The following is a 5,740-nucleotide window of genomic DNA, read 5'->3' on the forward strand; positions in this document are numbered from 1 at the left end:
AAACGGAACTTAAACCTCATCTCAGCAAATACTGGAAAATTCCACCACGGGGAAATGCCGCTTTTGTAGCCGCGATGGAAGATGTTCTGGAGGTCTATCATCTGCCGTATGATCCAAACTTTCCCGTGGTTTGTATGGATGAGTCCAATAAACAACTTGTTGGCGAAGTTCGAGAGCCGATAGCGTGCAAGCCGGGACAGATTTCCCGCGTTGATGATGAGTATGTGAGAAAGGGCGTTGTTGAGATTTTTATGGAAGTTGAGCCACTTGCAGGCAAGCGACATGTCGCGATTTGCGAACGTCGCACCAGAAAGGACTGGGCGCAGCAAATCAAGCAGATGCTGGACGAGCGCTACCCCGCAGCAACCAAAGTGCGGTTGGTGATGGACAATCTCAATACTCACAATATCGCCTCTCTTTACGAGACCTTTGATGCAGCGGAAGCCAGACGATTAGCGGAACGACTCGAAATCCATTACACACCTAAGCATGGAAGCTGGCTCAACATGGCTGAGATCGAACTCAGCGCCCTCAAAGGTCAGTGCTTAAGTCGCAGAATTCCCGACATGGCCATAATGCAAGCTGAAGTCGCTGCCTGGGAAAAGAACATGAACAATCGTTTTCGAAAAATTGACTGGCAATTCAAAACCGAAAACGCCAGGATCAAACTGAAACGGCTTTATCCGAAAATTTAAATGTTATACGGTACTAGGGAACAAGCAGGATGTTGTCGCCGGCCAAGTCACCAACATTACCATGGGGACTAGAAACACCGCCACTCTCGGAGCAATTACGGCCTTCACACTTGGAATGTCGACCGCCGTAACCCTTGGGACGAAATATATAGTAGATTGGAATGATTCTCTCAGCTACACATCTCCTAAGAGTAATAATTACCAGATAGGCGGTGCCAAATCAATGTTAAAAGATAAATACCAGGTAGTTGGGAAATCCAATGTGACTCTCAAGTGCGGTATGAGCGAGCCCGAGCAAATAAAATACCAGGCAATTACGGAGGCTTACGGTCAGACTGTAATGATTCTTGCCTCTCTTATAGCAAGCGTAGGCGGCGATGCGATACACGCAGCATTTCCCGCAAATACTGCGGAAACACGCACTGGCTTTTGGAGTTTTCTTCCTGTTATAAGTGGAGTTGCCTTACAATTCGTAGCCATGGAAGGCATAATGAAAGATCTGATTAAAACCCTTAATAAGGCAAAATCAGAAATCAATCTCTCGGCGGATGGGATAGCTGTTAAGACTCATGAGACTGCACATAAAGGGATCAAGATGAAAGCAGAGCCATCTTCCACCATCGGCATCGTCCCGGATGACGTGAACTCTATCGTTCTGGAGCGCGCCGGCGGCGGCATTGTTATCGTGGAGAGAAGAGGGGTGATCCTGGCGAAAGACGGCGGAGCCCAGATTAAAGTCGGGTACGGAAACGGTTTGGATTCTCCTGGGCAGGTCGTACTGACCAGGGGAACCGGTGAAATCATCGTGGACAACGGCAATGTGACGGCCGAGGCAGATACCGGATCTGCGGGCCGGATTGCCTTGACAACAACATCGGCCAAGATGGAACAGGGGGGGAAGTATGTTTCCATCGACGGTGGCGCCATCAAGTTGAAGTTCGGAGACGAAACATTCGAACTAACCACTTTCGGTACAGCGGCTAAAGGCAAAGCGATCAGGCTGGGATGAGCACATCCATTTGATAATCTGAGAGGGCCCAATGAAAACTTTTCTCCCAGACGACATGAATCTGACGGGCCGTAGTTTCCGCGAGGGCGAACGCTGTTTTCTCTCCCTGGCCGCATCGGCCTGCTTTTCATTGATTGCGGACGCTCCGCGGTTGCTGCATATGCAGGCCATGTGGCCGGCCATTGAGGCCGCGCTGGGAAAGGACGAGCTTTTCGATTTCGGCATGCCCAAGCCCAGGGGGGAGTTTCTGGTCTACGGATCGGCCTGCGCTCCGAGCCCGGTCACGGCCCAGGAGGTCCGGGTCCGGGTAGGGAATTCCATCAAGTCGCTGCATGTTTTTGGCAACCGCTATTGGACGGCCGGCGGCGCCCCGTCCCACCCGGAGCCCTTCACCTCCATGCGCATCCAACATGAACACGCCTTTGGCGGACCAGACGTTCCGGAAAACCCCGTGGGCAAAGGTTCGTCCCCCGATGCATCAGGACGCCAGCCCCTGCCGAACATTCAGGACCCCGCAAACCTGGTCGGCGCTCCCGGCGACCGGCCTTGCCCGGCCGGGCTGACGGCCTGGCCCATGACCTGGCCCCAGAGGATGCGGCACATGGGTACCGTGGACGAGAGCTATCTTGTGGAAAGCTGGCCGGCCTTTCCGCGAAGCACCCGGCCGGAATACTTCAACGTCGCCCCCGAGGACCAGCGCATCCAGGGTTTTTTCCAGGGCGATGAAGTCGTGAAGTTTCTCAACATGCACCCGACCACGCCGCGAATCATTTCCAGCCTGCCGGGCGTCAGGGCCCGTCTGTTCATCCACCGCAACGAGGCCGGGCAGGAAGTGTTCGCGGAAGTCCCCTGCCAGGCCGAGACGGTCTGGCTGTTTCCGGAGCAGGACCGGGGCATCATCCTCTTTCGAGGCGTGGCCGGGACGGAAAGCGAAGAGCTTGAGGACGTGCTGCACCTTTTTGCCCGCTGGGAACCCTTGAGCGACGCGCCCAAACCCCTGGAACACTACTTTGGCCTGTTCAGGGAGGAGCTTCAGCCCACGGTGGAGATGCAGACGCCCCCGGACCGGCAGGACGAGCCGGCACAAGCCCCCCCCCAAGCCGCTCCGGAACCCAGCGTAACGGCGTCCGCTGCCGCTGTTGCCGGAATGGGAGCCGTGGCCGCTCCAAGCTCCGAGCTTGAGCAGATCCTGCAGGAGGCCGAGGCCCTGCAGGCGCAGACCGTGGATATGCTGGTCAAGGCGGGGCTGGACCCGGACGAGGTTTTCAAGAAGGCCCTTGTCGAGGAATCAGCGCCGGAAGTCGTCGGAGTCGAGGATCTCGAAACCTTGATGGCAGACCTGAAAAAACAGTCCAAAGACCTTCTGGCCAGATTCAATGTGGACGAGCAGGAGGCTCTCAAGCTGCTGGAACCCCAGCCTGACGTGCCCCAGCCTTCCGTGGACGAGATCATCGGCCGGTTGCGGGCTTCGGGGATCAACAATCCGGACATCGAGGCCAAATTCCTGGAGGCTGACGCGCATTTGAAAGAGGCCGCCGGGGCTGTCGCCGCCCTCGCGGCCCTGAAACCAGAGGCTGCTCCCCAGCCTGAACAGGAGCCGGAACCAGAGGCGCCCTCCGAGGATCTTTCCGAGACGCGCCCCGAGTCTGACGAATCTCACGGACCAGGCTCCCCCCTGGACGTCGAGCAGGTCATGGCCATGCATGACAACGGCCAAAGCCTGGCCCGCCTGGACCTGACCGGCCTGGATTTTTCCGGGCGCGACCTGTCCGGGGCGGATTTCACCGAGGCCGTTCTGGACAAATGCGTATTTCAGAGAGCAAATCTGTCCGGGGCCGTTTTCACCGCCGCGATCCTCACCGCCGCGAACCTGGACGGGGCCGATCTTCACGAAGCAAACCTGCGCGAGGCGCATGCCGCCGGGGCCAGCCTGCGTGAGGCCGACCTGAAGCAGGCCGACCTGTCCCAGGGGGATTTCGCGGAGGCGAAACTGACCGAAGCCGATCTGGGCCAGGCGAACCTTCAAGGCGCGGTCTTTGAGCAGGCGGATCTGACCGGGGTCCGGGCCCGGGGAGTCCAGGCGGCCAAAGTCGGCTTCATGGGCGCGGACCTGACCGGCGCGGACCTGGCCGGGGCCGATCTGGAAGAGGCCGACTTTTCCGGGGCCACGCTGACGGGAGCGGACCTGACCGGGATCAAGGCCCCTGAACTGCGCCTGCACGCCACGCGCTGCGCCGGAACGATCTTCACGAACGCCATGCTTGGCGCGTCCCGTTCAGACCAGCAGGCGTCCTTTGCGGGAGCAAACCTGCGCGGGGCCGATCTGCGCCGGGCCTGCTGGGATGGGGTGGACCTGTCCGGAGCGGACCTGACCGGGGCGGTGCTGGACAACGCGGACTTCAGCCGGACCAACCTTGCCGGGGCGAGCCTGCGCCGGGCCACGGCCCGGGAGGCCAACTTCATGAAGGCCGACCTGGACGGGGCCGACCTGTCCCAGGTCAACCTGTTCAAGGCCGTTCTGCGCAAGGCCAACCTGGTCAACGCGATCCTGGCGTCCTCCAATCTCTATGGGGTCGACTTCTACAAGGCCAGGATCGGAAACACCGACCTTGCCCACGCGAACCTCAAACGAACCCTGCTGACCATGGGGCATGTACAATGACTGCTCAAGACGTGCTGAACGCTGTCCAGGCCGAGGAACTGCTCCAGGACATCGACCTGTCCGGCATCGACCTGACCGGGGCGGACCTGTCGGGCGCATCCTTTTTGCGGGTCAACCTTGCCGGCGCGATCCTGGTCGACGCGGGCCTGAGCGGGGCGCATCTGAGCGAGTGCGATCTTTGTGGGGTCCGATGCATCAACGCGGATCTGGAAATGACCGTCTTGCACCAATGCCGTCTGAGAGGCGTTGATTTCTCCTTCGCCAACCTGACCAGGGTCTTCGCGGAAAAGACGGAGTTCAAGGACGCCGTGTTCAAGGGCGCCGATCTGACCAAGGCCTGGCTCGTGGAATCCGACCTGACCGGCCAATCGTTCTCCGACTGTACGCTGGCCATGGCCATGCTGGACCGGTGCAATCTGGAACGGGCCGACTTCAGCGGCCTGGACGTGACCCAGACCAGTTTTTCCGGCGCCCGCCTGGCTTACGCCAACTTCTCCATGAGCACCGGGGCGTACACGAATTTCGCGGAAGCCGAAGCGCCGTCGGCCAACTTCACCAGGGCCGCGCTGCTCATGGCCGGGTTCCAGAAAGCCGGGCTGGAAGGGGCCATGTTTCACGAAGCCAGGATCGAGCAGTCCCTGTTCACCGGGGCCAACCTGAACAGGACCGACTTCAGGAAGGCCGCCCTGCCCTACACGGATTTCTCCCACGCCACGGTTCAGAAGGCGGTTTTTTCCGACGCGGAACTTACCCACGCCAACATGCACGGCGTACTCAGGGACCAGGCGCTGTGGAACGGAGCCGACCTGACCGGAGTCATGGCCACGGACCCGGACCTGCTTGCGGCGGAACGCTGGCAGGCTAAAACGGATAGATAAAGAGGCAGGTCATTACTCAGCTTGAGTAGCTGGGATAAGACAACTTTTGAAAAAATTGCGGCGAAACCTTTGCCGTGGACCGGCCCCGTCCGCGCTGAGATATCCGGATCGCAACCCAACTGACGAGGAAGCCCATGCCGACCCTGAACGAGAATGCCTTCACATTCATCAGCAATGCCCTGCCCAAGGACACCTTCTCGGTGGTTCGGTTTTCCGGCGAGGAGGGCCTCTCCACGCTCTACAATTTTGAGATCCTGCTGGTTTCCGAAAAGGAAGACATCGACCTGACCACCGTGCTTCAGAACCCGGCCACGTTCACCATCAAGGGCTCGATTTCCGGAAGCGAGGATCTGCCCTTTCACGGCATTCTCTCGGCCTTCGAGCAGATGCACCAGGCCGGCGCCTACTTTTTCTACCGGGCCGAGCTGCGTCCCAAGTTGTGGTGGCTGACGCTGACCCAGCACAACCAGATATTTCTGAATAAAAAGGTGGATAA

General features: G+C 59.0%; 5 protein-coding genes. All 5 read left to right on the forward strand.

What is annotated here, in order from left to right; translation table 11 throughout:
- Positions 1-695, forward strand: a 695-nt coding sequence (locus AC559A_RS18580; protein WP_498819191.1) for an IS630 family transposase, incomplete at its 5' end; no start/stop codon positions are given.
- A gap of 61 nt (positions 696-756) precedes the next feature.
- On the forward strand, positions 757-1,704 hold the full coding sequence (locus AC559A_RS18585; protein ID WP_498819192.1) for a hypothetical protein: 948 nt from the start codon (positions 757-759) through the stop codon (positions 1,702-1,704).
- Between the two features lie 31 nt (positions 1,705-1,735).
- On the forward strand, positions 1,736-4,366 hold the full coding sequence (locus AC559A_RS18590; RefSeq protein ID WP_498819193.1) for a DUF2169 family type VI secretion system accessory protein: 2,631 nt from the start codon (positions 1,736-1,738) through the stop codon (positions 4,364-4,366).
- Positions 4,363-5,244, forward strand: coding sequence for a pentapeptide repeat-containing protein (locus AC559A_RS18595; protein ID WP_498819195.1), 882 nt, complete (start codon positions 4,363-4,365; stop codon positions 5,242-5,244). Before AC559A_RS18590 ends, AC559A_RS18595 begins: the two co-directional genes overlap by 4 nt.
- Positions 5,245-5,378: 134 nt before the next feature.
- Positions 5,379-5,740: contractile injection system protein, VgrG/Pvc8 family (locus tag AC559A_RS18600; RefSeq protein ID WP_498819196.1), on the forward strand; the 362-nt coding region annotated here is incomplete at its 3' end.

The sequence above is a fragment of the Desulfonatronum zhilinae genome, assembly GCF_900182865.1.
Lineage (GTDB): Bacteria > Desulfobacterota > Desulfovibrionia > Desulfovibrionales > Desulfonatronaceae > Desulfonatronum > Desulfonatronum lacustre.